Source organism: Pseudoalteromonas sp. JC3 (genome assembly GCF_030291895.1).
In the GTDB taxonomy this organism is placed as follows: Bacteria; Pseudomonadota; Gammaproteobacteria; order Enterobacterales; family Alteromonadaceae; genus Pseudoalteromonas.
In genome coordinates this window covers 145,132-168,490 of record NZ_CP127856.1, presented here as the reverse complement: position 1 = coordinate 168,490, position 23,359 = coordinate 145,132, and the positions used below count along the sequence as shown (strand labels likewise).

General features: G+C 43.9%; 20 protein-coding genes. 11 read left to right on the top strand and 9 right to left on the bottom strand.

The window, feature by feature from the left end; translation table 11 throughout:
• Positions 1-31 precede the first annotated feature (31 nt).
• Positions 32-949, bottom strand: a complete 918-nt coding sequence (locus QSH61_RS19565; protein ID WP_174169363.1) for a LysR family transcriptional regulator — start codon at positions 947-949, stop codon at positions 32-34.
• A 116-nt stretch (positions 950-1,065) separates the two neighbouring features.
• Here QSH61_RS19565 and QSH61_RS19560 point away from each other — a divergent pair, with 116 nt between their 5' ends.
• The gene (locus QSH61_RS19560) at positions 1,066-1,695 is read left to right on the top strand and encodes a LysE family translocator (RefSeq protein ID WP_010605233.1); all 630 of its coding nucleotides are present in this window, start codon (positions 1,066-1,068) and stop codon (positions 1,693-1,695) included.
• A 68-nt stretch (positions 1,696-1,763) separates the two neighbouring features.
• On the opposite strand, the gene QSH61_RS19555 is transcribed toward QSH61_RS19560, so the two are convergent.
• Positions 1,764-2,798: an MBL fold metallo-hydrolase gene (locus QSH61_RS19555; RefSeq protein ID WP_206471889.1), complete on the bottom strand. Its 1,035-nt coding sequence runs from the start codon at positions 2,796-2,798 to the stop codon at positions 1,764-1,766.
• 197 nt (positions 2,799-2,995) lie between these two features.
• On the opposite strand from QSH61_RS19555, the gene QSH61_RS19550 reads away from it, so the two are divergent.
• Positions 2,996-3,607 (top strand): TetR/AcrR family transcriptional regulator, encoded by a 612-nt coding sequence (locus tag QSH61_RS19550; RefSeq protein ID WP_010377743.1) that lies wholly within the window; start codon positions 2,996-2,998, stop codon positions 3,605-3,607.
• Between the two features lie 120 nt (positions 3,608-3,727).
• Entirely contained in the window at positions 3,728-4,438 is a 711-nt protein-coding gene (locus QSH61_RS19545; RefSeq protein WP_206471888.1) for a DUF4336 domain-containing protein, read from the top strand.
• Between the two features lie 73 nt (positions 4,439-4,511).
• Here QSH61_RS19545 and QSH61_RS19540 read toward each other — a convergent pair whose 3' ends face one another.
• Positions 4,512-6,068 (bottom strand): AbgT family transporter, encoded by a 1,557-nt coding sequence (locus QSH61_RS19540; protein ID WP_010605229.1) that lies wholly within the window; start codon positions 6,066-6,068, stop codon positions 4,512-4,514.
• 186 nt (positions 6,069-6,254) lie between these two features.
• On the opposite strand from QSH61_RS19540, the gene QSH61_RS19535 reads away from it, so the two are divergent.
• Positions 6,255-7,118, top strand: a complete 864-nt coding sequence (locus QSH61_RS19535; protein ID WP_206471887.1) for an HDOD domain-containing protein — start codon at positions 6,255-6,257, stop codon at positions 7,116-7,118.
• Between the two features lie 115 nt (positions 7,119-7,233).
• A complete protein-coding gene (locus tag QSH61_RS19530; protein WP_010605227.1) occupies positions 7,234-8,466 on the top strand; it encodes an NRAMP family divalent metal transporter in 1,233 nt (410 codons plus the stop codon).
• 384 nt (positions 8,467-8,850) lie between these two features.
• On the opposite strand, the gene QSH61_RS19525 is transcribed toward QSH61_RS19530, so the two are convergent.
• The 6 genes from QSH61_RS19525 to fadI form a co-directional block, all read right to left on the bottom strand.
• Entirely contained in the window at positions 8,851-9,126 is a 276-nt protein-coding gene (locus QSH61_RS19525) for a YfcL family protein (protein ID WP_010377735.1), read from the bottom strand.
• A gap of 13 nt (positions 9,127-9,139) precedes the next feature.
• Positions 9,140-10,261 (bottom strand): ATP-NAD kinase family protein, encoded by a 1,122-nt coding sequence (locus QSH61_RS19520; protein ID WP_174169369.1) that lies wholly within the window; start codon positions 10,259-10,261, stop codon positions 9,140-9,142.
• Entirely contained in the window at positions 10,251-10,817 is a 567-nt protein-coding gene (locus tag QSH61_RS19515) for an elongation factor P hydroxylase (protein ID WP_045990526.1), read from the bottom strand. The genes QSH61_RS19520 and QSH61_RS19515 overlap by 11 nt, the downstream gene beginning before the upstream one ends.
• A gap of 76 nt (positions 10,818-10,893) precedes the next feature.
• Positions 10,894-12,426, bottom strand: coding sequence for a sensor domain-containing diguanylate cyclase (locus QSH61_RS19510; protein ID WP_010605224.1), 1,533 nt, complete (start codon positions 12,424-12,426; stop codon positions 10,894-10,896).
• Between the two features lie 204 nt (positions 12,427-12,630).
• On the bottom strand, positions 12,631-14,733 hold the full coding sequence (gene fadJ, locus QSH61_RS19505) for a fatty acid oxidation complex subunit alpha FadJ (protein WP_206471886.1): 2,103 nt from the start codon (positions 14,731-14,733) through the stop codon (positions 12,631-12,633).
• Complete coding sequence (gene fadI, locus QSH61_RS19500) at positions 14,733-16,043, bottom strand: acetyl-CoA C-acyltransferase FadI (RefSeq protein WP_010605222.1); 1,311 nt, start codon at positions 16,041-16,043, stop codon at positions 14,733-14,735. The genes fadJ and fadI overlap by 1 nt, the downstream gene beginning before the upstream one ends.
• A gap of 268 nt (positions 16,044-16,311) precedes the next feature.
• On the opposite strand from fadI, the gene QSH61_RS19495 reads away from it, so the two are divergent.
• From QSH61_RS19495 to QSH61_RS19470, 6 genes are read left to right on the top strand one after another with little or no spacing between them, the layout of a single operon-like run.
• Positions 16,312-17,268: an AAA family ATPase gene (locus QSH61_RS19495; RefSeq protein ID WP_010377722.1), complete on the top strand. Its 957-nt coding sequence runs from the start codon at positions 16,312-16,314 to the stop codon at positions 17,266-17,268.
• 4 nt (positions 17,269-17,272) lie between these two features.
• A complete protein-coding gene (locus tag QSH61_RS19490; RefSeq protein WP_010605221.1) occupies positions 17,273-18,226 on the top strand; it encodes a DUF58 domain-containing protein in 954 nt (317 codons plus the stop codon).
• A complete protein-coding gene (locus QSH61_RS19485) occupies positions 18,227-18,658 on the top strand; it encodes a DUF4381 domain-containing protein (RefSeq protein WP_174169372.1) in 432 nt (143 codons plus the stop codon). It abuts the gene before it with no gap.
• Positions 18,651-19,634 carry a vWA domain-containing protein gene (locus QSH61_RS19480; RefSeq protein WP_102057908.1) on the top strand — a complete coding sequence of 328 codons (984 nt, stop codon included), beginning with the start codon at positions 18,651-18,653 and terminating at the stop codon, positions 19,632-19,634. The genes QSH61_RS19485 and QSH61_RS19480 overlap by 8 nt, the downstream gene beginning before the upstream one ends.
• Before the next feature lie 4 nt (positions 19,635-19,638).
• On the top strand, positions 19,639-21,612 hold the full coding sequence (locus QSH61_RS19475; protein WP_286124202.1) for a vWA domain-containing protein: 1,974 nt from the start codon (positions 19,639-19,641) through the stop codon (positions 21,610-21,612).
• Entirely contained in the window at positions 21,606-23,237 is a 1,632-nt protein-coding gene (locus QSH61_RS19470) for a BatD family protein (RefSeq protein ID WP_206471884.1), read from the top strand. Before QSH61_RS19475 ends, QSH61_RS19470 begins: the two co-directional genes overlap by 7 nt.
• Positions 23,238-23,359: the final 122 nt, after the last annotated feature.

Sequence of the window (23,359 nt, the reverse complement as noted above, 5' to 3'; positions counted from 1 at the left end):
ATTACGAGCGGGTTTTAATATACAGTAAAACTCAACAACCCCTGGTAAGTCGCTGTACAATAAAGTCAGCAAAAACACTCACCTTCGCGGGAATATGGCGAGTAGCAGGATATAACATCCAAAGCTCGCCCGAATAATTAGTCTCGAAATCCCATTCAGGTAATACCTGTATCAACTTTCCCGACGCTAACGCATCTTTAGCTACAAACATAGGTAAGCTTGTGATCCCAAGCCCTTGCAGCGCAGCATCTAACCTCACTCGAGTATGATTTGCTTTATAGCGCCCGCTAACGGAGGTTGTGTGTTTTTGTGTGCCTTTTCTGAATCGCCACTTAGCATCGGCATCCGTTTCCCCCAAAGCAATGCAGCTGTGTTGTATTAGTTCTTTAGGGTGAGTAGGAATTGAGTGCGTTGCAAGATATTTTGGTGATGCCGCTACTATATGTTCTATCGTCATTACGCTTCTGCCTATTAAACCCTGCGGTGGTTCGTTAGTAATTTTAAATAGAATGTCTATTTCATCTCGGATCAGGTCCAGTGCGTTGTCGTCCAACACCAAATGAACATCAATGTTTGGAAGTTCGCCTAGAAACGCCATTACACTTGGATGAATTAGTGTATGTGCGACCGCTTTTGGCGCTGCAATTTTAACTGTTCCTTGTGCCGTTTGATGATGGCTTTCACAAAGCGAGATGACGTCTTTGGCGGCTTGTTCCAACTGAGTACAGCGCTCATACACAGCTCGTCCTGTTTCGCTCAATCTTAAGCTGCGGGTGGTACGCTGAAGTAAACACACCCCCAATTGCTGCTCAAGTTGTTTTATGGCACGACTCACTGATGACGGCGAGACACCTAATTGCCGAGCGCTTTCAGAAAAACTTCCAGTGTTGACAACAGAGACAAAAATCGACATTTCTTGCAGTAGCTCAATATGTTTACTGGTCGCCATAGCTCTCCCATTTGTGCGCTCTATGCAAAAGTTATTTCTATTTTTAGATTATTATCTTCTCAGGAGAATGAAAATACAATGTTCTCAATTATTCAATATTATATTGGGAGCTTATTATGGTGCAGTATTGGCCAGAGTTTTTGTCATTAGCCATCATTCATTTTGTTGCAGTGATCTTGCCGGGCCCCGACTTTGTTATTACAGTCAGACAGAGCTTAAAATACGGCAGACTACATGGCGCAATGACAGCCTTGGGGATTGGCGCTGGACTTAGTGTTCATATCTTATATACCTTACTTGGTGTCGGCGCACTGATGCAGGCCTCACCTTGGGTTTTACAAGTAGCTAAATTAATCGGCGCTACGTATCTTATCTACATCGCTATTCATCTGCTCAAAAGTGCAGGAACGATTCAACTGGATACAGAAAATGCCCAAGCTGATGTAAGCTCACAGTCGCTCAAAAAAGCCTTTAGTCTTGGTTTTTTAACTAATGCAACCAACCCAAAAGCAACCCTGTTTTTCTTAGCCGTGGTAACCAATGTCGTCAGCCAAGGAACTCCGTTACATATTCAACTTTTTTACGGCGCTTGGATGTGCAGTGTTAACGCTTTATGGTTTATCTGTGTCAGCTTATTATTCTCAGCTCCATCTTCTCGCGCTTGGTTCTTGAACAAGATGAACTTGGTTGAAAAGGCACTTGCTGTGTTGCTTATGGCCTTTTCATTAAGGCTGTTGATTGCTTAACACAAGAATGCTGAATAAGGGTTTCAGCCTCATGCGTTAGCCCTCATTCAATCACTAAGATATGGATATTAGGGCATCAACGCTTCCCACCAGCTGCTACTTGATAGCGTTTCTGAAAGCGTCAATACTTCACCCACAACAGGTGTTACCAGTGCTACTTGATTTTGCTCAGCTGCGATTTTCACTCTTGCGAGCGGATCAAACCAAGAGTGAAAGGCCAAGTCAAAAGTACCATTATGAATGGGGATCATATGCGTTCCTCGCAAATCTATATGAGCCTGTACGCTTTGCTCTGGCGTCATGTGAATATCAGACCAATCTTTATCATAGGCGCCGGTCTCTACTAAGGTTAGGTCAAACGGACCAAGCCGTTCACCTATTTCCTTAAATCCAGCAAAATAACCAGAGTCTCCACTAAAAAAGATATTTTTGTCTGCTGTGCGAATAGCCCACGCTCCCCAAAGGGTTTTATTTGCATCTCCAAGTCCACGTCCAGAAAAATGCTGAGTAGGTGTAAAGGTGAGTGTTAACTCAGCGGTCTCTTCAAACTGCCACCAGTCAAACTGCTTTATTTTCTCGGCGGGAACTCCCCACTTTTGCAAATCACCTTCTACACCCAAAGGTACATAAAATACCCCCACTCTATCTGCTAATCGCTTTACGCTTTCTTTGTCTAGGTGGTCGTAATGGTTATGTGAAATCAGCACCTTATCAATTTGAGGCAATGATTCAATAGTAATAGGTGGTTGATGAAAACGCTTTGGACCAATAAATGAAAATGGTGATGCTCGTTCAGCAAAAACGGGATCAATCAGAAGATACTGCCCTTGCGCTTTAATAAGTACTGATGAATGTCCCAGTTTGATAACGTGAGTGTGCGTATCAGAAAGTGCCTTTAAATTCTCCTCAGTGAGCACTTTTACTGGCATATCAACCTTCGGCACCGCATTGACTTTTTGCTCGGTAAAAAAGCGCCAAAAAATTTCCAGCGTCTTACCTAGGCTCGTTTTATTCGTTTCATGAGTATTATGAAATTTACCATCACTATATTGAGTTGATGAATACCCACTTTGATTTACCGCAGCATTTAAATTAGAAGCCATAACTCCTCCTACTCCTATCAGCAAGACCACAATCAATCCAAACCATGTTCGCTTTTTCATATAACCACCAAAAGTAAACTACACAGTGTAGTTTACACATCAAGAATAGAAAGTAAACTAAGCAGTGTAATTTATTTTAGTTTTGCTAGAATGTGGAGTATCCATTTGTTGATATTCCCTTGCCTGTAATAGATAAAATGAAACAATCAGAAAGAAAGCGACTGCAAATTCTAGAAGCTGCCCAGCAATTATTTGCTCAGCATGGTGCTCAAAATACCAGTATGGATCTCATCGCAAAGCACGCTGAAGTGTCTAAACGAACGATCTATAATCACTTTGAGACCAAAGAGCTACTACTGTATAACGTACTTGAACACATGATGCTTCAGGTTGACCAAGGTGATATTTATCAATATCGACCCGATGTCTCGATTGCAAAACAACTTCAAGAAATCGCTTTACGAGAAGTCAATCTGCTCACCTCTGAATCATTTATCAAAGTGGCTCGCGTGGCATTTATCGAGTTGTTGCAAGACTCTACATTGGCTGCGCATTTCAATAACAGTAAAGTAGGTTGTATGCGTTATTTAGAAACGTTTTTAGCCGATGCTGTCGCTAACAATGCACTGTATATCGAACATCAGGCATTCGCAGCACAACAGTTTTTATATCAACTCAAGTCTTTTATCTTTTACCCACGGCTTTATGGATTTGATCTCACAAATACGGAGGAAACGGACTTTATTGTAGAGCAAAGCGTTGCGCTTTTTATGGCGAGATATGGGACTGAACAACGCGCCCAAGATTAATGATAAGGTATGCAAATACAAGGATTTAGATAAATTTCATACAATCTTGCATAAGGCTATATTTCAAACAAAAAGCTTCCCTGATATAGTTATCCACGCTAGCAAGAGTAAGGAAATCAGATGAGCGAATTAATTGCAATTGGTAAAAACATTTGGATCCACAACGGCCCCGCGGTACCATTCTTTGGCATGCCGTACACTACCCGAAGCACTATAGTAAAGCTTTCCTCTGGCGCATTATGGGTGCACTCTCCTGGAAAATTAACGGCAGGATTACTCCGTGAATTGACGCAACTTGGGCAAGTCAAATATCTAATTTCTCCAAATAAACTACACCACCTATTTATGGGAGATTGGCAGGAAAAGTTCCCACATGCGATTATGTTTGCTTCTCCAGGTGTCGACAAAAAACGGCCTGATCTTACTTTTCAGCGCCAACTAGGCGACATGGCAGAACCCGAGTGGCAAGGAGATATTGAGCAACTCATTTTTAAAGGCAGCGCGGTGATGGAAGAAGTCGTATTCTTCCACAAAGAGAGCAGTACATTAATTTTGACAGATCTTATCGAGAACTTTCACCCTAATCACTTCTCCGGTTTTAAAAAAGTATTAGCGAAAATCACCGGGATTATTAGCCCTAACGGTAAAACCCCCATAGACTGGCGAACTTCGTTTATGTTTGGGAAGCAGCAAGCCCGAGCCTGTTTTTCAAAAATGGCCGCATGGCAACCCCAATATATTGTTATTGCCCATGGTGAATGCATTACAACAGGCGCTGGGGCATTTTTACATCGCTCATTTTCTTGGCTGGGTATCAATAAAGCCGCGTAAGGCGCAGAACAAATAGCAGTATATAAAAAGCGCTGTCACTTTACTGAACAGCGCTTTTTTACTTAACCTAAAATTACATACCAGCAGGGTATGTATAACTTGCTTGTAGACCTAGCGGAATACCAAGCATCCAATAGATCAATAAGAAGATGCTCCAACCAATCAAAAAGGCAATTGAGTAAGGCAACATCATCGCTATCAAAGTACCTATCCCGGTCGACTTAACGTATTTCTGGCAGTAAACCACAACCAACGGGAAGTAAGGCATAAGCGGCGTGATTATATTTGAGCCGGAATCACCAACACGATAAGCCGCTTGTGTTAAATCTGGTGAAATACCCAATTGCATTAACATCGGAACAAAAATCGGCCCCAACAACGCCCACTTCGCAGAGCTTGACCCTACAAATAGGTTTACAAATGCGGTGAGGAAGATAATACCAACCACGGTAACATAGCTTGGCAGCGCCAATGCCTTTAATATTTGGGCCCCTTCAATAGCAAGCAGTGCGCCCAAATTTGAATGGCTGAAGGCACTGATAAAAAGTGCACAGAAAAACGCCATAACAATATAGTAAGACATGCTATTCATGGCTTTAGTCATGGCATCAATCATGTCTTTTGAAGTTTTGAACGTACCAACAACGAAACCGTATACCGCACCTGGGATCCAAAACAGTAGGAAAATAAGTGGCACAATTGATTGCATTAACGGTGCACTAAAATCAGTTAAAGCACCCGACGGACTGCGTAGTGCTGAATCTTCACCGCTTGATGCATAAACCAATAACGCGATACCTGCTAACATCACCATAGACGCCACCACAAAGCCCTTCTTTTCTTTGCTTGTGATCTCATCAAACGAAGGCAAACTATCAGTATCGCCGTCAATTTCTGTCGCTTTTAGTCTTGGCTCTATGATTTTATCGGTGATATACCAACCTAATAAAATAATGAATAAACTCGATGCTGAAGTGAAAAACCAGTTATTTAGCGGGTTAATCGCGATTTCTGGATCGATGATCTGCGCTGCACTTTGGGTAAAGCTTTGTAGCAACGGATCGATACCAGAAGGAATAAAGTTCGCGCTAAATCCGCCGCTTACACCAGCAAATGCCGCAGCAATACCCGCAAGAGGATGTCTTCCCATCGCATAGAAAATAACACCAGCAAGCGGAATAACTAACACGTATCCAGCGTCTGTCGCCGTGTGGCTTACAATTGCGATAAGAATAATAGAAGGAGTTAGTAGTGCTTGAGGCGTGCGTTTAAGCATGATTTTAAGGCCAGTATTAATATAGCCAGAATGTTCAGCGACACCCACACCTAGCATAGCAACTAGCACCACGCCTAATGGCGCAAATCCCGTGAAGGTTTTTACCATCGTTGCCATAAATCCGGCAAGCGCATTTGGGTCTAATAAATTGTGAACGACAATCGCCTGATTGGTTCTTGGATCAATAGCGCTAAATTCTACGCCTGAAAATAACCAAGATAGCAGCCAAATCAGCAACATTGCTGATAAGAAAATGATTGCAGGATCAGGGAGTTTATTCCCCACCCGCTCAATCCCGTTTAAAAAACGGGTGATCGCAGAGTTTTGCGAGTTCGCTTGTTGTGTTTCGTGCATACCATTGCCCTAAGAAAAAAATTGCTTAACCATAACTTAATATTTACATGTTAAGCAAGAAAACGTGCCTATTGACGAGACACTTTGCCGAATTAGTAGCCGACTTGGTATTTTTTTGTCTCAAGTCAGTGTTCAATAAAGAATTTACGCTATGCTTTTTATATGTCTGAAATTAAGGATTTTTAGATGATAGATCTAGACGACAAAGTGTTAGCTGACGTCAAACATGGTTTCAATTTACCACCTAAACCTGCGCTGATAAGCGAATTGCAAGCAGCACTTGCTACAGCAGATCCAGATCTGAACGACATCGCTTCTATTATCGCTCATGATGTCAGCACCTCAGCCGCGGTGCTAAAAATCATCAACTCGCCCCTATACGGCTTGGCAAGAACGGTCACTGATGTAAAACAGGCTGTCGTCTTTCTAGGTCTAGACTCTATTAGTAAGCTGGTGACCGGCTTTTTGCTCAAACAAACCTTTGACCAACGTAAATGTTGTATCAGTTTGGAGCGGTTTTGGGATAACGCTTCAGACATCGCGGATAGCATCATGGTGATTGGTAATAAACTTAAATCGCGTGTTCCTATCGAAAACTTGCACTTACTAGGCTTATTTCACGACGCAGGGATTGCCGCTATGGCAGTAAATTACCCCGATTATATGGAAACGCTCATTGCCGCTAACAAAGATTATGACAAGCTGTTAGTCGAACACGAAGAAGAAAAGTACGAGACCAATCACGCTATTATCGGCTACTTCCTCGCGGCTTCCTGGAACTTGCCACAAAGTATTTGTCAGATGATTTTATGCCATCATGACCCCGAGTTTTTGGGGAACTGTAAAGATGAAGAACAGAAATTAGCTTTCTCTGCTCTAAAAATGGCGGAAAATTTTGCACATATCAATAAACGTTTTGTTGCAGCGCCTGATTGGCACTTAATGAAAGCGGATGTATTGAAGGTTTTAAATTTAGATGAAGATGATTATCAGGACATCAAAGAAGACCTAGATGAATACTTCTTAGAGCAGGATGGGGTAAGCAACTAGTTATCTCACACTCAACACCGCCTGTGAAATGCGACTCAACGACACTGTTGCGGCAATTCTTAAAACTTCGTAGACTGGCAGCAAAATTAAAATAAAAAAACTTAAGGAATTTACATTGCCAGCGCTGCTATCTCTTAAAGGCAAATTTGCCATCTTTGGGCCTGGAATATTAATGGCAACTGCTGCTATCGGTGGTTCACATCTCGTTTCATCAACTCAGGCTGGAGCACTATTTGGTAGTCAATTGATCTGGTTAATAGTTGTTGTTAATTTGCTCAAATATCCCTTTTTTAAATATGCAGTCGAGTACACAAGCCACTCTAAGCATAGTGTCGTCGAAGGTTATCACGCACATTACCGCTTCGGATTTAAGGTTTTTGTGCTACTCAATATTTTCGCAGCCATTGTAAATACCGCGGGTGTGCTATTACTTACCGCAAGTCTCTTGAGCTACTCGCTGCCATTTCCAATAAATATTGAATTGTTAAGCTTTATACTTTTGGCTAGTTGCTTGGCAATCTTACTGGTTGGGCACTACAAAATACTCGATGTAACAAGCAAATGGGTGATGATAATTTTGACCATTTCCACGGTTATGGCGCTTGCCATTGCGGCTAATAATGGACCGGCCCATCCAGCCCCCATTGATCCGATATCCCCGTACGACATCGCGTTACTGGGCTTTTTAGTTGCCTTAATGGGTTGGATGCCTGCACCAATCGAGATTTCAGCCATTAATTCCTCTTGGCTAAAGACGAAGATGGCTAAACAATCACTAACAAGTGGCCAGATCCTACTGGATTTCAAGGTGGGATATTTTGTTACGCTGGGTCTTGCGGTCGTGTTTTGTTTACTCGGTATGCTAATGCAATACGGTCAAGATAAGCCTGTGGAACTCGCTGGTGTTGCGTTCTCACAGCAGCTCATTGATATGTATGCCAATACAATCGGCGAATGGGCCAGATGGCTAATTGCTGGCGTCGCATTTTTGTGTATGTTTGGAACAACGATCACAGTGTTAGATGGCTACTCCCGAGTGCTTAGTGAATCACTTCAGCTGTTACGACCGAACACAACGAAAAAGAGTTACACGCTCATTCTATTGCTACAAGCAACGCTTGGTATGGCCGTAGTGCTGTTTTTTAAAGCCGACTTAAAGAGCATGCTAATGTTTGCCATGAGCTCAGCGTTTGTCACTACTCCTATCTTTGCTTGGATGAATTTAGGATTAGTGAAAGGTGAGATCTATCGCAGTCAACCAATGTACACCAAGATTTTGACGGGACTGGGGCTGATTTATTTAGTGGGCTTTGCACTGTTATTCATCTATTGGCGATTTTTGATGTAAAGCCAAGCGAGGCGGAGTAGCAGATGCAAATTACACTTCTAGGGCCTGTTTATCTTTCAAGTTTGTTTTTGCAGCAGCTTGATTGGTGTTTATACAAGGCAGAGCCTGCGTAGCATAGATGCTCTATGTAAGTCTGGCGATAAAGACTTTGTGCTCCTGCAAAGTCACCTTACCCCACATCCTTGTGGGGCAACACAGAAGAAATGCCAATCAAGCGCTGCCCTTTGGGTTCACCTGAGTGCGCTCTGTTCATTGTTGCTCAACTTTTGCCTAGATTACTAGGCGGCAAGTCGAGCGTCGCGATCAAAACACACTCAGAAGAACAAAAATCAAACAGCAAAGGTCAACAGGCCCTAGCATCTGCTACTCTCAGGTGAGGTGCATTTATTTTAGATTTTGCACCTGCTCCCAAATAGAAACCACGTGCGCTTTATCATCGTCATTTAGCTCTCCATTTCGGTATGCTTTTACCAAGCTGCTTTCAACTTTGGCATTTAGCTCATCAATCGAAAGATCTGCTTCCTCTACTTGTGCATAGCCTACCGCTAAGTCAAAGTGACCGCGTAAATAGCCACCAGCAAATAATTCATCATCGCTCGCTCTATCAACAAGCTCATCAAAAAACTGCTGCGCTTTCTCTACATATTCTACTAAAGACATAGTTATTCCTAAATTATTCTTGATGGCCTATGGCGTACATTACATGGTCATTGAAGCCAGTGATCACTTTAATAAATCCAGCTAAGGACTCATCAAGTTGTTCGTCACCGGTATCAGCAATTAAAGGACGACCATTTAAGGCCTTTAATTTCGATTTTGTGGCGATAAGGATAATATTATCTTTGCCGATTTTTTTGATGAGGTTAGGACTTAGCTGCTGATTACCGCGGCCAAAAATATGTCCTTGCCCACCAATTAATGTGATCACTAGCTTTGTTTTGTTATCAGCAAGCGACAACAATTGCTGCGCAGTTTGATCTTGGGCGATCAGCGCTTGGTCCCTTACAACATCAACACCTAGAAGTGTATTATCAAGTCCCATCTCTTCCATCACTGCTGCAACGGTAGAACCAGACCCCATAATGTAGGTTTCATCTTCTTCCATTTCGGCAACCACGTAGGCAGCGATATCGGCTAACACTAATTCATCGCTTTCTTTACCACCGTTTTTCACCGCTTGTACATATCTCAGCTCGGTCGGCACTTGCATTTCACCAAATCGCTTAGCGCGCACAGTCCCTTCACGAAATGCTGCTTCATCAATGTCCATCACATCGGCTTCGCCAATGGAGACAAGCTCTCCGGTAACCAAAAGTTCAACGACTCTACCAGCTGCTTTTGGCGTTATCGCGTATACGCCGCTATGAATTTTGCACCCAGCAGGGATCCCAAGTACAGGACATGAATCACCCACCGCGTGGCAAATGTTGCGGGCAGTACCATCGCCCCCAGCAAACAAAATCAAATCGACACCGTGCTGTTGCATCATTTGCGCTGCGGTCTCGGTATCTTCAGGACGAGTTGCCGTACTTTGAGTTTGATAAATCACTTGGGTGTTAAAACCCAGCTCTTTTGCCGTACGCTCCCCCATCTCACCATTAACAGTGTATATTTCGATATTTTGTTGATGTGAAAGCAGTTGTGTTAAAGCCGTTTTTGCTCGCTGATTAGCGCGAGGCTCTGCACCTAACGCCAAAGCTTGTTGAGCTGTTTCTGCGCCATCGCTACCTTTTAGTGCAACGCTCCCACCAAGCCCAGCTAAAGGATTGATGATAAGTCCAAGCTTAAATTGCATCGTCAAACTCCATGCTTAGCTCTGTCGGGATATCCCAGTTAAATTGCTGCTGGCGTAAAGGCCAAGGTGTATTATAAAAATTGCTTAATGCGTTGAGTAGTTGAGTTGTTCTGGTATTAAATCCGCTTTCTAATAAAGCTAGCACTTGCTGATGCACCCGTTGTTGAAAGCTGAAACGGCAAGTTTGTTCACCGTTGAGGTTATCAACGGAAACATTAAATGAAAAACCAGCTGCGACGCTTAACGCCCACTCAATCGCTTGTGGTTTCACTTCCACTTTTTCAAATTCGAGCTGCTGCGCTTTATCTCGTCCATCGGGACAATACCAATAGCCGTAATCTTCGAGTTGCCGACGCGCTTCACCCGCAACGAGCCAATGTGCAACTTCATGCAAAGCACTGGCATAAAAGCCATGAGCAAAAATAATGCGGTGATGAGGGTATGATTCATTTGCAGGTAGATAGATGGGCTCGTCGTCGCCCACTACCAGCTCCGTGTTGAGCGTGTGCAGGAATAACCCATTAAAAACAGCAATGAGGTCTTCTATTTTATGCATCAACATCCGCCACAAGTCTAAACTGGGCGCAAATTGTAAAGTTTTTAGCGGCTAAAGTAAAAGATCTCGTTTTAGACTATGCCTTTTTGTCCAACGAGCTGCGTGGCGCGATATAAAGCGAAGCACGATCTCGACCTGACTTTTTCGACTCATAGAGGGCTAAATCAGCTTCTTCAAAACATCGTTTGTGATTAAAGCTTTCGCCAATAAGCTCGTATCCCGCGACGCCAATGCTAAATGTCAGTCCAAAACTGGTGAAACGAGTAAATTCATGCACCAGTCGTTGTGCAAAATTAAGCGCGGCATCCGGCCGAGTTTCAGGGCAGATAATCACAAATTCATCACCGCCCCATCGTCCAATATGGTCGCTTGGGCGTGCTTGCTCTCTTAGAAACTGCCCAACTTCCTTCAATGCATTATCACCATCTTGGTGTCCTGCGGTATCATTTAATTGTTTAAAATGATCAACGTCGATTACCAGTAGCGATAGCGCTCGATGATAACGTATGGCCCGCTGCACTTCTTCTTTCAGCAGCGCTTCAATCTTTCTGCGATTCATAACCTGAGTTAAGAAATCCAGTTCAGCTCGGTTCTTCAATTCTTGTTCTTGACGTAAATCTCGGATCACCGCAATAAAAACATCATTTTTAGAGACGGACACCGTGGATAACGCGATATCCACCGGGATTTCCACACCTGATTGATGTCGCCCTACAATTTTAAGGCCATCATGCGTCACTCTGCGCATCGTAGAGGTACCTTGGAACTTTTCTCTGTCCGCGACGTGTTTACCGGTATACCGTTCTGGGATGAGGTCTTCAACCTTCATACCTAGTAGTTCTTGAGGTTGATAACCAAACAAGTCAGTACACGCCTTATTGACTTCTTTAAGCCTACCGTCTTTGTCACAATATAAAATGGCATCAGGAGTAGAATTGAATAACTTTCGTTTCTCGTTGATAAGTTTAACCACAAAAATGAGCGTAAAGATGTTCAAGCAAGCAAACAACAAGACTATTGGTAGTAACAACAATACACCGGTGTTACTCAACTCTTGGGTTTGAGCGAGCTTTACAGATTGATTTTGCTTTGCAAGCTCAAATTTCTCTCCAATTGACTTACGCAAATAATTAAATGCAGCTTCTGCGTCCGTGTCATCTACTCTCACTAAGCGGTCCACCACTTCAGAGCTCAACCTACCTGATGTAAATTTTGACTTAGCAAGCGCAAGCATTTGTGTATATTCATCAAAGGTGTGTTGAATAACGGCTAATGCCTTTGTCTCTTGACTGCTTAGCGCCGTACTTTGCAATTTTAAGATGGTCGCTTTGGTGGCTTCAACATCAGCTAAAGCCTGTTCGTAATAAATCTCGTCTTGACGTAGTACATAATTTTTGAAGTGATGAATAAAGCCGTTATAACCAAAACTACGCTCTAGCTCAGCTAGCAGCTCGGCACGTTTAATTGCAACTTCAGTTTCTGATTGCCATGACTGATGAAATGAGGAAATGGAGTGGTTTAACAAAGTGGACCAATAAAATAGACCACCACTCACCAAAATAGTAAATATAACTAAGCCACTGATCTGCAAAAAAATACGTTTATTCATATACTCTGCTGTCCAAATTCAGCAAATCCTAGAGTGCAGTAAGCAAAAGAAGAAATTAGAGGCCGTCTAGGTGCTGTAGAATCCATGTCGATGGTACAAAAGTTACATACCATTACAGCTACTAAGTCTAGACCAGAGAACGAAAAAAGCCGCATTACAGCGGCTTACAGATAGGATATTTTCAATTAAGATAAATTGGTATCGTTACTCGTAATAAGCTTTGCCTTCTTCAGCCATTGCAAGTAGCGGCTCCGCAGGTGTAAATGCAGGGTTATCAGCAGCGTATGTTGATAACTCTGAGCACACCTTATTGGCACCTTTTTTGTCCATATAACTAAATGGGCCGCCCAAGAATGGTGGGAAACCAATGCCAAAAATAGCACCGATATCACCATCTCTTGCATTACGAATAATACCTTCATCAAGACAGCGAGCAGCCTCATTGAGCATCTGTGCAACGCAGCGGTTCGCAATTTCTTGTTTATTCAATTTAGGAGAAGGCGTGACCCCGAGTAACTCATAAACTGACTCGTCCACTTGCTTGCCTTTTTTACCTTCATAGGTGTAGAAACCACGACCAGATTTGCGACCAAGACGTTTGCTATCTATCATACGTGCAAAAGCATCCGGCGCCTTAAAGCGAGCACCTAATTCTTTTTCTAGGATTGGCGCAATCTTAGAGCCAATGTCTACACCTACTTCATCAAGAAGCGCAAGAGGACCAACGGGGAAACCAAACTCAACCAAGGCTTGATCGATTTTCTCTATCGGCTCACCAGCAAGCAAAAGATTTGCCGCTTCGTTGACATAAGGAGCCAGAATACGGTTTACGTAAAAACCAGCTTTGTCTTTTACTACGATTGGGGTTTTCCCCTGCTTGCGAGCAAACGCCACAGTGCGCGCAATAACCTCATCACTGGTGGTATCGTGCGGAATGATCTCCACCAGCGGCATTTTTTCTACTGGCGAGAAATAATGCAAACCAATTACGTTTTCAGGACGCGTTGCTTTTGCCGCGATTTGGCCGATTGGTAATGATGACGTATTACTTGCAAATATCGTACTCTCACTGCATTCGCGTTCAATATCCGCTACCATCGACTGTTTCAGGTCTAAGTCTTCAAATACAGCTTCAATCACCATGTCTGTGTGTTTAAAACCAGAGTAATCTGTTGTCCCCGTGATCATATTCAAAGTTGACTGCATCTCTGCCTTTGAAATAATACGGCGCTTTTGGCGTTGCGTTAGGATCTTATAGCTGTAATTTAATGCGTTGCTAATGCCCTGATGCGCAACATCTTTAATACGTACTGGAGTGCCTGCTTTAACCGCACTAACATGGGTAATACCTGCGCCCATTAAGCCACCACCTAGCACTGCAACACGCTTCACAGGAGCAAGATCTTCACCTTGGAAATCCTTTTTCATTTCCGTTGTGGCAAAGAAAATCCCACGTAGCGAGCGCGATACTTCAGACATCACTAAATCAGCAAAACCCTCGGCTTCGGTTTTATAACCTTTAAGCTTGTCCAGCTCTACAGATGCACGTACCGCTTTGATGATAGCGAGCGGCGCTGGATAGTGACCACCCGTTTTCTTCTCAACATTTTCTTGTGCTTTTTTGAAAATGATATTGCGTCCGAACGGGTTAGACTCTAGCAATTGGCTAATTTTGTCTAAATTCGGTTTGCGAGGCTTAGGCTTACCTTTTCTGGCAAGCTTCACCGCTACATCGAGTAAAATACTGTGCGGCACGGAATCGTCAACTAAGCCCGCTTTTTTCGCTTGCTTAGGTCGAACTTGTTTACCAGTTAGCATCCATTCAAGTGCTTTTTGAATACCAACTAATTTCGGTAGACGCTGTGTACCGCCACCACCTGGCAATAGACCAAGCTGTACTTCTGGAAGACCCAGTTTAGTCTTGCTGTCTTCAGTACATACACGGTAATCACAAGCCAGCGCAAACTCCAAGCCGCCACCCAGTGCTACACCGTGGATCGCAGCAACGGTCGAGAATGGTAAATCAGCCAATTTAAAGAAGGTTTTATGACACATTTCCGAAATCGCGAGCGCATCATCACGGGTTTTAGCGCTGTCTAGCATTTTAATGTCTGCACCCGCTATAAAGTTATCGTCTTTACCACTGATAAAAACCATACCCGTTACGTCGTCTTGCTTACTCTTTGCAATGATCTCTAATAATTCATCAGCAAATGTATCACGTAGGGTGTTCATTTTTTCGCCCGGTACGTCGATTGTAACGATGGCGACTTTATGGTCGTTTAATTCATAAGAAAATACTGACATTATGCGCTCTCCAATACGAATGCGGCTCCAAGACCACCTGCAGCACAGGCAGTTGTCAATGCAAGACCACCGCCGCGGCGTTTAAGCTCATGTAAGCTTTGCGTGATCAAGCGTGCACCGGTTGCTGCGAATGGGTGACCATATGCAAGTGAACCACCAAGCACGTTAAACTTATCCATGTCGATTTCGCCAATTGCTTTACTGCGACCAAGTTTTTCTTGCGCGAATTTGTCTGAGCCAAACATTTTCATATTGGACAGCGCTTGCGCTGCGAAAGCTTCATGCATTTCTATCAGGTCAAGATCAGCAAGGGTAATACCCGCTCGGTCAAGTGCTACAGGCGTTGAATGTGCAGGACCCATCAACATATCTTCGTGTACGCCGATTGCAGAGAAGGCGAAACTACGCACATAACCTAAGATATCGTAGCCAAGCGCTTTTGCTTTACTTTCGCTCATCATTAATACTGCCGCTGCACCATCGGTCAGTGGCGTTGCATTTGCTGCAGTTACTGAGCCGTGCTGTCTGTCAAATACAGGCTTTAACTTGGCGTAGCTTTCCAATGAGGAGTTTTCACGGATGTTATTATCTTTATCAATAAAGCTTTTGTATGGCTCAACATGGGCAGCCATCACTTCATTGTTTAATAGGCCTTCCGACCATGCTTTTGCAGCTAAGGTATGTGAACGGTGCGCCATCGCATCTTGATCTGCACGGCTGATCCCGTGAGTCTTAGCCATTTGCTCAGCGGTTTGCCCCATTGATAAGCCAGTTGAATATTCCGCAACTGCCGGTGGCACTGGCAGTAAGTCTTTGAGTCTTAGCTTTGAGAAAATCTGTAAACGCTGCTTAAGCGTACGTGCTTTGTTCAAGTCAACAAGGCTACCTGCAAGCTTTTTGCTCACGCCAATCGGTAACACTGATGAAGAATCCGCACCACCAGCAACACCGACACTCACTTGGCCTGAAATAATGCTCTCTGCAACGTTAGCAATCGCCTGGAAACTGGTTGCGCATGCACGTGATACAGAGTAAGCATCAACAGAAACTGGCATGCCAGTGCCAAGCACAATTTCACGCGCAATGTTTGGTGCTTCCGGCATTTGTACAACTTGGCCGAATACCAGTTGGTCGATTTCTTTACGATCGAAGTTCAAACGCTCAAGCATTTCGTTGACGACGATTTTACCTAAATCTAGGGCTGGAACGTGGTGAAAAGCGGTAGCTTGCTTTGCGAATGGCGTACGCAGGCCGCTCACGATAGCGATTCGGTCGCCTTTTGATGTTTTTAGTATGTTTTGTTCAGACATGAATTTTGCTCTCCCGCTGACAGGTCTGACCTGTTAATTTCCTCCGATTCTAAACAACCAAATCGAAGTTGCCAATAGCAAAGCACGAAATGGCTGCTTTTTAAACCGTGAAAACCAACTTTAGATGCTTTTTCAAGCAATCTCAAAGTATTTGAAATTGTTATTTAAAATTTATGAACTTTTCTAAAATTATGGGTCTAATCAACTTGATTATTCATTCAGCGTCCATATAACTATTTTTATTTTTGTCGGCTTAAAAGGCAGTCTCATGGCAGTAAACGAGTTTTCTCAACTAAAAGAATATTTAGACACCCAAATTTTAGGACAAAGTGCACTGACCGAATCCTTGCTTATCGCGCTTTTAGCAGATGGTCATTTATTGGTTGAAGGCCCCCCAGGTCTAGCTAAGACCCGTGCCGTAAATGCGCTGGCTAAAGGCATTGAAGGGAGCTTTCAACGCGTCCAATTTACCCCTGATTTATTGCCTTCTGATGTAACTGGTACAGATATCTATCGCCAACAAACCAATGAATTTGTATTTGAGAAAGGCCCGCTTTTTCATCATTTGATTTTGGCTGACGAAATCAACCGAGCGCCAGCCAAAGTGCAATCAGCGCTACTAGAAGCAATGGCCGAACGCCAAATAACCGTTGGCAAAACAACGTATCCGTTACCTGAGCTATTTATGGTAATGGCAACGCAAAACCCGCTTGAACAAGAAGGTACATACCCGCTACCGGAAGCGCAGCTTGACCGCTTTTTACTCCATCTGAATATCGATTATCCGGATGCAGAAACCGAGGTAGATATTTTGCGCCTCACTCGTGGCGAGGCGTTGGAGGAGTACCAAGCGACCTTCACACCTATTAGTCAAGCAACCCTATTTGAGGCCCGTAAAACCGTACTAAGCATGCACCTTGCTGAGCCTCTGGAGCAATATCTTGTACAATTAATTATTGCGACCAGACAGCCACAACGCTTTGATGCAACGCTTGCAAGCTGGATTGATTATGGTGCGAGCCCTCGAGCTACAATTGCGCTTGATAAATGTTCTCGTGCTCATGCTTGGCTACAAGGCAGAGACTTTGTCACACCAGAAGATATTCAAGCTGTGGTGCATAACGTGCTACGCCACCGTATCGTGCTGAGTTATGAAGCACAGGCCGATGGGATCACCAAAGATCAGGTGATCAGTAAGATTTTAGAATTGGTTGCTGTTCCATAATACTATGAACGACATCAAGCAGTTTAACTCGGCCAGCTGGTTTAATGAAAGCCACAGTAATGGTGTCGAACTCAGCCTGAAAGAGCTACTTTTTTATAAGTCCAAAGCGCATTTACTTTCGCTTAAACCGAGAGGAAAAGTGAAAAGTGCTCAATCAGGTCAATACCTTGCACCGCATAAAGGTCGAGGTATGGAGTTCGCTGAAGTCAGACAATACCAATATGGTGATGATATTCGTGCGATTGACTGGCGAGTTACCGCGCGTACCGGTGAAGCACACACGAAACTCTTTCAAGAAGAGAAAGAGCGCCCCGTTTTTGTATTTTGTGACTTTTCCTCAAGCATGCTATTTGGTTCAAAGCTGTTACTTAAGTCGGTGCTTGCGGCGCACTTAGGCATTTTGGTGTCTTGGGCTGCATGCCAACGCGGCGACCGTGTTGGTGGTGTGGTATTTAATGACAGCAATCACCACGAGCTAAAACCGATTGCTCGCGACCGTGGAGTGCTTGCGCTAGCTCATCAGTTTTGTGCCCTACACGAACAAGCATTAATTCAAAAAGAGACTCACCCCTCGGGGGATCGTTTCAATGAGAATTTAAAACGACTTGTGCATCTAGCCAAACCTGGCAGCCTGATTTATCTCATTTCGGACTTTACGGAGTTGAATGATGAAAGCTTTAAATTGCTAGAGCGAGCCACTCGCCATAACGAAGTCATTGGTTGTATGGTAAGCGATCCTTTTGAGCATCATCTGCCTGAATACAGTCAAGCAATTGAGGTCTCTGCTGGTGAACAAAACTGGACATTGCCCTTGATGGACAAGCAATTTAGAGACAAATTCTCGCAAAATGCGTCTGACTTTTTCAATCGAAGATTAGCGCTACTTAAGCGCTCTGGTATGTCGTTACAAAAGTACGACGCGTCATTACCAATCGAATTACAAATCATGAGGGGTTAAATGCAAGTCAATCCACTCGACCAGCTTAATGATGTGGTCATCCCTCAAAGCGTAAGCTGGTGGCCACTTTCTTATCCAATGTGGGGAGCCATTTGTGTTCTACTCACAATATTTGCGGCTACGTGTTGGCTATTATATCGTCGCCAGCAATTTTTAAAGGCAAAAAAGGAAGCCATAAAACTGAGTCATTCGCAGGATAATGCCCAAGCATTACACACCATACTCAAACGTTTAGTAAAACATTATTACGGTGATACCGCTGCGAGTAGATCGGGCCAAGCATGGTTAACGCTGCAAGCAAGACTTACGCGCGTTGAACTCACTCAGCAAGAGCTCGACTCGTTATATGCTCCGACTCAAGACCCCGCACTCAGCGATAAACTATGTCGTGCGATTAATACCTTCAAAGTGAAGGAGCGTCTCGATGTTTGAGTTTAGTTGGCCCCTTGCCTTTTTATTGTTACCTCTGCCTTGGCTAATTGCGAAGTTTAAACCGAGTATCGCGCAGACCAACATTAATATTCGTATGCCAAGTGCCGCAAAGTTACAACTCGCGAGCACAAATCAACTCAATAAGCGCGCAAAAGTAAGCCTAGTGGAAACACTCGTCTGGCTACTACTGGTAACCGCAGCGGCAAACCCGACTTGGCTTGACGACCCAATCGTTGTGCCAAACGAGGGACGCGATATTATGCTTGCCGTTGACTTATCGGCTTCAATGACAGAGCAAGATATGGAATACCAAGGTCGCTTAGTGGACAGATTGTCTGTCGTCAAAGCCGTTGTTAGCGACTTTATCGAAGCGCGCCAAGGAGATCGTCTGGGACTTATTCTTTTTGGTGACACCGCATTTTTGCAAACACCACTCACCCGAGATTTAGCGACGGTTAGTCAAATGCTTAGTGAGGCACAAATTGGTTTAGTTGGACGCGCCACAGCAATTGGCGATGCTATTGGTTTGTCGGTAAAACGTTTTGGCGAACGTGAACAAAGTAACAAAATCTTGATTTTGCTGACCGATGGTCAAAACACCGCGGGCAACCTTCAACCAGAAGAAGCACTGATCTTAGCCCGAGAAGAAGGCATAAAGATTTATACTGTTGGCGTTGGCTCTGATGGCAGACGCGGTTTTGGTTTATTTGGTTTTAACTCTATGGCTGGTAGTAGTATCGACGAGAAAACGTTGCAACATATCGCCAAAGAAACTGGTGGGCAATATTTTCGTGCAAAAGACGTGGAAGGCCTACAACAGATCTACGCTATGCTCGATGAGCTAGAGCCAATAAGTGATGAAACACAGACTTTCCGTCCTAAGATTTCACTGTTTTATATTCCTCTCCTCGCGATACTCGGCTTGCTTTTTGTGGCTCAGCTAAGTCTCGTATTAAGAACAAAATTAAGAGGGTAAATATATGGAATTTGAATTTATTCGCCCACATCTGCTTTGGTTACTTGTTCCTTGGGTGATATACAGTGCACTGCAATGGTCTAAAAAGTCCAATCAAAAATCAGCGCAACTTATCGCACCGCACCTGATGAAGGTGGTGATGGGATCCAGTGGTCAAAAACACCAAAAACAAAGTAACTCTTGGCTTAGTATTGTGTTCTTTTTGTTGGCCATTATTGCGGTTGCGGGACCAAGTATTGAAAAACAAGAAGTACCAGTATTTAAAACTCAAGCACCTAGAGTGTTAGTGCTCGATATGTCTTATTCTATGTACTCAACCGATCTCGCGCCAAACCGCTTAACACAAGCGAGATTTAAAACTTTAGACATGCTCAAACTCTTTAAAGAGGGCGAAACGGGTTTAGTTGCTTATGCAGGTGATGCTTTTACTGTGTCGCCACTCACAACGGACGTCACCACTCTTGAGAACTTGATCCCGAGCCTTCGTCCAGAGATCATGCCCTCAAAAGGCTCTAACGTATATGCAGGTATCGAAGAAGCCGTTAGCTTGTTAACAGGTGCAAGTGCAACCTATGGTGACATTATTTTGGTAACCGATGGACTTGAACAAGAAGACGCAGAAGATGTACAAAAGCTTCTTTCTGACAGCCCATTTAAGTTAAGTATCTATGCCTTAGGTACGGCGCAAGGCGCACCAATCAAATTACCTGAAGGCGGCTTTTTAAAAGACCAATATGGTCAGATAGTCGTACCAAAGTTATTCCCGACTCGACTTGAAAAACTCGCTAGAGTTAAGGGTGGAAAATTTGCCAGCTATACTGCTGACAGCAGTGACATAGAGACATTTAAGCCAAATTTGGGTGCAAATACATCGGTGCTTAAACGCGACCAAGAAAGTGCTAAGTGGCGAGTAGATGCGGGAATATATCTGTTGATTGTACTTATTCCACTCGCACTGCTATTGGTTCGAAATCACGCAGTTATGCTCAGTGCTTTGGTTGTTTTTGCGATGTTGCCGCAGCAAAAAGCGCTGGCGAATGAATGGACACAGTGGTTTAAAAATAGCGACCAAAACGCGCTGCAGGCCTACCAAAATGAAGCGTTTGATGAGGCCGCGCTTGCCGATAATCCGGTACTAAAAGGCGCAGCCCTTTATAAAGCCGGAGATTACGAAGGAGCAGTAAAAACACTCGAGCAAACAAGCTCAGCAGAAGGCCAATACAATTTGGGCAATGCGCTAGCACGGCTTGGTAAGTTAGACGACGCGATTTCTGCTTACGAAAAAGCCTTATCCTTAGATCCTGAGTTTACGCAAGCGAAGGATAATAAAGCGCTAGTCGAAGCGTTAAAGGACCAGCAAGAGCAGCAAAATCAGCAGGACCAACAAAGTCAGCAAGACCAACAAAGTCAGCAAGACCAACAAAGTCAGCAAGACCAACAAAGTCAGCAAGACCAACAAAGTCAGCAAGACCAACAAAGTCAGCAAGACCAACAAAGTCAGCAAGACCAACAAAGTCAGCAAGACCAACAAGGTCAGCAGGACCAACAAGGTCAGCAGGACCAACAAGGTCAGCAAGACCAACAAGGTCAGCAAGACCAACAAGGTCAGCAAGACCAACAGAATTCACAAGCAGGAAGTGAGTCAGAACAAAACAACAACGAGCCAGAGCTAGATGCTGCCCGCCAAGACCAGCAAGCAGCCGAGGAACAAACTCAAGAGCAAAAACAACAGCAAGCGCAAGCCGCACCTACGCCCGATCCCGAGCAACCACCGCAGGATGAAGAAAAGGCACAGGCTGCAATGATGCAAGATAGTCGGCCACTTACCCCTGAAGAAATAGAGAAAGCGCAACAGCTTAATCAACTGCTTAGAAAAGTACCCGATGATCCGGCCATATTATTGAGAAATAAAATGCAACTAGAAGCACAACAACGCAAACAAAGACGTCTACCAAGAGGAGCTGAAAAATCATGGTAAAACGCATTCTATTTTTTCTGTCTTTGTTGATATTAAGCCACGCCTCGTTGGCATTGGAAAATCTCACAGCCAGCGTAGACAAAAACCCAGTGCTCGCAGGTGAATATTTCACGTTGTCGATTATCGCTGAGGGCAAAGTCAAAGGCACTATTCCTGATGTTTCTGTGCTTAGTAACGACTTTATCACCAGCCCGGTGAATACCAGCTCTAGAACCAGTATCATTAATGGTAGTGTTTCAAGCTCCACTACCTGGCAAATGCAGCTCGTTGCTCGCACTCCGGGTACTTACACCATTCCTTCGTTAGAGGTAGATGGTGAAACGACCCAGCCGATCGAAATCAAAGTTGTTGCTCGTGATGATGAGCAGCAAAGTGAAGATATATTCGTAAAAACCGAACTCAAGACAAAAAATCTCTATGTTCAACAGGCTGCGCTTTATACCGTTAAGCTCTATGTAGGAAAGGAACTACTAGATGGCCAACTGAGTGCCCCAATCTCAGATGGTGCTAACTTCACACAATTGGGCAAAGCTAATGAAGAATACGAAGTTATTGACGGCCGACGCTACATGGTGCTCACCCGAGAATACATGATCCAACCGCAAAAGAGTGGCAATTTCACTATTGAACCACCTATCTTCAACGGCCAGATCAGAGATGGCTATCGTAGAATGGCGACTTCTGCGGTTGGCAATACCATTGACTTTTCAGTATCTCCAATTCCAGCTAACGCTGCTGATAACTGGCTGCCCAGTGAGTATTTGAATTTTTCTGAAGAATGGCAGCCCAAAGATACCGAGTTTATGGTTGGGACGCCCATCACGCGAACACTAACACTCACAGCAGTAGGTGTTACTAAAGAGCAGCTCCCTGACATTCAGCTTGAAGACGTTAATGGGTTTAGAATTTATCCAGACGCGTCAGAGCGTAAGCAAATTACCCGAGATGGAAAAGTCATCTCACAGTTAACCATTTCTTTTGCTTACCTACCGCAACTCGCCGGTGATTTTACTCTGCCCGAAGTAAAACTACCTTGGTTTAACACCATCACTAAACGTGAAGAGTTTGCGACATTACCAAGTAAGTCTGTCAGCGTGATTCTCGATCCAAACCAGCCTACTTTACCACAGACAGCTCCAATCCAGCAGCCGCTTTCAAGCCCAAGCGTAAACCCATCACCAGCTACGCAAACCAACGTGGTCACAGAACAAATTATCCCGCTGTGGATGTGGGGACTCGCCGCTTTCGGATACGCATTATGGCTAATAACATTACTAATATGGCGTCTAAGAACAAAACCGACCACAAGCCCCATAGTAAATACGGTCACTGATGAAAATTCAGCACCTTTTATTTCGTTTGAAAAAGCGGTTAAGCAAGATAACCCAGCGGGCTTTTATCAAGCGCTACTGCGCTACACCAAACAACAAAATATCACCATGGCACAATGGCTAGCACTTCAACCCAGCTCATTGCGAGCACAAGTACAAACGCTGCAAAGCTCGTTGTATGGAGGCAATAGAGAAAAAGTAGACTTGTCTCAACTATATGGTGAAATTAAAACCAGTGTTAAAAGCACTGTTCACACAAATAAAAGCCAAAGTTTAGGTAATCTATACCAATAAGCGCCTCAGGGCGCTTTTTTATTGCAAGACGAGTTAGATTTGTTAGTAAATAATTAACAGATCAATTATGCTTGGTGTGAGATACACTCCCAGAATCAACTAAAATAAAATGAGTTTTTGTT